This is a genomic window from Spiroplasma sp. hyd1 (assembly GCF_016082235.1).
In the GTDB taxonomy this organism is placed as follows: Bacteria; Bacillota_I; Bacilli_A; order Mycoplasmatales; family Mycoplasmataceae; genus Spiroplasma; species Spiroplasma poulsonii.
In genome coordinates this window covers 1-3,601 of sequence record NZ_JXYY01000080.1, presented here as the reverse complement: position 1 = coordinate 3,601, position 3,601 = coordinate 1, and the positions used below count along the sequence as shown (strand labels likewise).

Annotated in this window: 5 protein-coding genes; 3 read left to right on the top strand and 2 right to left on the bottom strand. The window is 30.3% G+C overall.

Features of this window, described 5'->3' with window-relative positions; genetic code table 4:
* Positions 1-212: hypothetical protein (locus tag TS70_RS06125; protein ID WP_198049724.1), on the top strand; the 212-nt coding region annotated here is incomplete at its 5' end.
* Between the two features lie 30 nt (positions 213-242).
* Here TS70_RS06125 and TS70_RS07975 read toward each other — a convergent pair.
* Positions 243-1,046, bottom strand: coding sequence for an SDR family NAD(P)-dependent oxidoreductase (locus TS70_RS07975; protein ID WP_040093490.1), 804 nt, complete (start codon positions 1,044-1,046; stop codon positions 243-245).
* A complete protein-coding gene (gene pgsA, locus TS70_RS06115; RefSeq protein WP_198049723.1) occupies positions 1,039-1,740 on the bottom strand; it encodes a CDP-diacylglycerol--glycerol-3-phosphate 3-phosphatidyltransferase in 702 nt (233 codons plus the stop codon). Before pgsA ends, TS70_RS07975 begins: the two co-directional genes overlap by 8 nt.
* A 121-nt stretch (positions 1,741-1,861) precedes the next feature.
* Here pgsA and TS70_RS06110 point away from each other — a divergent pair, with 121 nt between their 5' ends.
* Positions 1,862-2,329 (top strand): CinA family protein, encoded by a 468-nt coding sequence (locus tag TS70_RS06110; RefSeq protein ID WP_040093571.1) that lies wholly within the window; start codon positions 1,862-1,864, stop codon positions 2,327-2,329.
* A gap of 53 nt (positions 2,330-2,382) precedes the next feature.
* Positions 2,383-3,420, top strand: coding sequence for a recombinase RecA (gene recA / locus TS70_RS06105; protein ID WP_198049722.1), 1,038 nt, complete (start codon positions 2,383-2,385; stop codon positions 3,418-3,420).
* Positions 3,421-3,601 lie beyond the last annotated feature (181 nt).

Here is a 3,601-nt window from a genome sequence, read left to right as displayed (position 1 = left end):
TTTTTACAAATATTTGCAATTTTTTAACAAGTAATGCAAGAAGTCTATTATATGCTTGAATTGGGGGAAAAGTTGAAACAATGACAAACAAAAAATTAAAACATTTAATGATGCGAATTCATTTTTATGGTTCTGGAAATTATGCTGCCACTGGTAGTAGACCATGAGGGAGAATAGTTTCTGGTGATATCTTAAACATTATATGATGATAAAAAAATAAAAGTTGAAGTTAACTTCAACTTTTATTTTCGGTTTTTTTGATAATTATAAACTGATGTTAAAACACAACTTTGTGGTGCGTATCTGGTTAATGCTTTAACCATCTTATTCACACTTCCTGTGATAATGTAATTTTTTCGTTTTGTTTTTAAACCACGCATTAAACTTTTTCGAGCATATGTTGCTGTTTTCATTACTTTTACTGTTGAATGATATTTTGCCTCTTTTTGATTACTGCTTCGATTTCAAAAATCTGTTTTCAACGGACCTGGACACAAGGTAATTACCCGAACAGGGGATTTTGTTTTCTTTAACTCAGTATTAATTGCAACCCCTAAACTTCAGACATAAGCTTTTGAAGCATAATAACTGGCAAAAACAGGAGCAGGAGTAAAGGCTGCTAAACTACCAATATTTAACACACGACCCTTATTTTGATCAATAAAACGCTGCACAAATAATTTTGTTAAAATATGTAACGCCTTGATGTTTAAATCAACCATATTCATTTCTTGTTCTAGACTTGATTCATTAAAATAACCTCATACCCCATAACCAGCATTATTAATTAACAACGTAACATTTTCTGCTTTTACATCAGCAAAAAACTGATAAGGATTATCTAAATTACTTAAATCATAATTTATCATTTTGATTCCTTGGTCGGGGTACTTTTCATGCAAAATAGCAAGAGATGTTGTATCACGAGCAACAGCAATAACATTATAACCAAGTTTTAATAACTCTTCACAATAACAATATCCCAAACCTTTACTAGCTCCTGTTACAACCGCTCATTCTGAATTATTTATTATTTTTTTAGCCACTTTGATTTTGGTCACTTTCTAATTTTGGTTTTTTAATCACGGTCATATCAAATAATGCTTTTCGATTTAAGTAAATGTAATTTCCAGCTGCTAATAATGATAAAACTGTTGCTAAATACATTGGAATCATAATAATTTGATTTACTCACCCAAATTCATCTCATTGTCCCGTTTTTAAACTTTGCCCACCAAACATACGAAAACCAATAAAGAATAAGATTATCATTCCAAACATTTCAACTGCTGCTCGAACACGCCCTAATTGATTAGCTGCCATTATTACTTTTTGTGACGCTAAAATTTGACGAACAACATCAATTACAAAGTCACGAGCAATTAAAACCACTGTCATTCAAACAGGAATAATATTTGCACAAGCAAAAACAATTAAAACAGTATTTGTTAATAATTTATCGGCAATTGAATCAAAAAACTTTCCAAAAGTAGTAACTTGATTATAACGACGAGCAATATAACCATCTAATAAATCAGTTAAACTAGCAACAATAAATAATATTCCAGCAATTAAATAACTAATTGGTAACGAATAGGTCACATTAGGTCCATTAATTGTTAACCATTGGTCTCAACCATGATATAGTGATGTTCCTGGAAACGGAACAATTCCCATGAGCACAATAATAATTGGTATTAAAAAAATTCGAATTAATGTAATACGATTAGCTCAATTCATTTTAAGTCCTCTTTTCTAACGATATTCTTTCTCTGACAATTTAATATTACTTACATATTATATTATATTATATTATATAAATGTATAATATTAAAGAAAGTTTTTGAGGTGAACAATGAAAATGACACAAAAATTAATTCAATTATTACAACAAAAACAATTAACAATCGCAGCATATGAATCAATAACGGGTGGTCTTTTTAGTCATCTGTTAACAAATATTCCTAATGCTAGTCAAGTTTTCCTAGGAAGTATTGTTACTTATACCAATGATGTTAAAGTTAACATTGGTCATGTCTCAGCAGCGATTATCACTCAATATGGGGTTGTCTCAAAACAAACCGCAGAAGCAATGGCAATTGCTTGTCAAAACCAATTTAACAGCGATCTTGCTGTTAGTTTTACTGGTAATGCTGGTCCTGGTAAATTAGAACAATTACCAATTGGAACCATCTTTGCCACAATTGTCTATCAAAATCAACCAACGACAGTTGAATTATCATTAAATCCAACTTGACCACGAGAAAAAATAAAACTTATTGCCGCTGAAACAATTATTAACCATCTTTTACAAATTATTTTAAAATAAAAAAGGAATCATTAATTAAAATAGATAAAACTAAGTAGGAAGGAGCGTTACAAATGGAAGAAGATAATAAAACAAATTCTGATAATACCAAGACTATTGATCAAGATGAAATCTTACAAAATGTAATGAAAGAAATTGAAAAAGCATATGGTAAAGGTGCCATTATGAAATTGGGAAATAAAAGTAACTTAACCATTGAAGCAATTTCAACAGGTAGTTTATTACTTGATGAAGCAATTGGTGTTGGTGGATATCCAAAAGGACGAATTATTGAGATTTTTGGACCAGAATCATCTGGAAAAACAACATTATCATTACATGCCATTGCTGAAACACAAAAAGGGGGGGGAAGAGGGGCTTTTATTGATGCCGAACATGCTTTAGATCCAAATTATGCAAAAAAATTAGGTGTTAACATTGATGAATTAATTATTGCCCAACCTGATTCTGGTGAACAAGCATTAGATATTCTAGAAACCCTTGTTAAATCAAATGCAATTGATTTAGTTGTGATTGATTCAGTTGCAGCATTAGTCCCAAAAGTAGAATTAGATGGGGAAATGAGTGATGTTACCATTGGGGCACAAGCTCGTCTAATGAGTAAAGCGTTACGAAAATTAAATGGTGTAATTAATAAAACAAATTCCATTGTTATTTTTATTAATCAAATTCGTGAAAAGATTGGCGTTTTCTTTGGAAGTCCCGAAACAACAGCCGGTGGTCGTGCCTTACGATTTTATGCTTCCGTTCGCTTAGATGTTCGCCGAACAGAAACGTTAACTACCGCTGGGATCGCCACTGCGAATAAAGTCAAAATTAAAGTTGTAAAAAATAAAGTTTCACCACCCTTTAAAACAGCAATCGTTGATATTAACTATAATGAAGGAATTGATAAATATTATGAATTAATTGATTTAGCAGTGAAATATGATATTTTAGAAAAAACAGGAGTATGATATGCTTATCAAAATAATAAATTAGGACAAGGTCGCGAACAAGTAAAAGAATATCTTAAAATGAATCCACCTGTTTTTGATGAAATTTATCACCAAATTATAAATAATTTTACAATTAAAACTGAACAAAATTAGATAATAACATATTTTTCAAATAAACAATTGTATTTTTAATAAAAATATTAATAAATTAAGCAGATAAAATTCTGCTGATAGGAGAGCACAAGTAATGAAGAAATTACTAGCTATTAAAAATTGTTACTTTATCAGTTGCGGGTGAAGTTGCTTTAACAATATATTAGACTTCTTGCATTAC